Source organism: Synechococcus sp. R3-13, from assembly GCF_047462195.1.
Taxonomy (GTDB): domain Bacteria; phylum Cyanobacteriota; class Cyanobacteriia; order Thermostichales; family Thermostichaceae; genus Thermostichus.
The window spans coordinates 1-924 of sequence record NZ_JANSIO010000343.1 but is presented as its reverse complement, the minus strand read 5'-3'; the positions used below and the strand labels follow the sequence as shown (position 1 = coordinate 924).

General features: G+C 60.6%; 1 protein-coding gene. It reads left to right on the top strand.

Going from position 1 to position 924, the window contains the following annotated elements:
* Positions 1-133: 133 nt before the first annotated feature.
* The coding region (secD, locus tag NW856_RS10475) for a preprotein translocase subunit SecD (RefSeq protein ID WP_414400174.1) at positions 134-924 on the top strand (791 nt) is incomplete at its 3' end.

The window sequence follows — 924 nt, the reverse complement described above, 5'->3', positions numbered from 1 at the left end:
GCATAACAGGCTCAGGGCTACTGAAAGCCCGCGCTACACTGCTAAGGCGGTGTAGGGTCGGGTAGTTTACAAAGTGCCAAAATCCTAAGAGCCTCAGATCGAGTGCGACCGTGTTCCTCACCTTCTCAGCAGTATGGCTAGATCCTCAGCGTCGTGGCTCAGTCGGCTCTCCTTTTTGCGAGGGTTGATCTTCATCTTGGCCGTGGTGGTTGCCCTCGTTTACTTGGGCTTCAGCCGGGAGGTTCGCCTTGGCCTTGACCTCAAGGGAGGAACCCAGCTCACGCTACAAGCTGTGCCCACCGAGGAGGTGCCTGAAATCACCCCCGAAGTGATGCAGGGGGTAGAGGCCGTCATCCAGCAGCGGATCAACGGGCTGGGGGTGGCTGAGCCTCTGGTGCAGATCAGCGGCCAAGACCGCCTGTTCGTGCAGTTGCCGGGGGTGGCGGATCCGGATCGGGCCATTGCTCTCCTTGGAGATACAGCCCAACTGGAGTTTCGCAAGGGCTTGGTTCCCGTCGGCGCGCTGCCCCGCAACGAGCGGGGAGAGATAACAGCGGGGGAGGATCCGGATACTCTGTTTGAGCGGGTCGGCCTCACCGGGGATCTGCTGCGCAATGCCTATCCCCAAGCCCCTCGCCGCGGATCCCAGAGTTGGGAGGTGCTGCTGGAGTTCAAGCCGGAGGGGGCAGAAAAATTTACTCAGCTCACCCGAGATCTGGCCGGAACAGAACGTCCATTGGGCATTTTTCTGGACGACGTGTTGATCAGTGCCCCGATCGTGGGGCCGGAGTTTGCCCGCACCGGCATCACCGGCGGGATGGCGGTGATCACGGGCAATTTTACGGTGGAAACCGCCACTGACTTGGCGGTCAAGCTCAGGGCAGGAGCGCTGCCGGTTCCCATTCAGGTGATTGAAAATCGCAC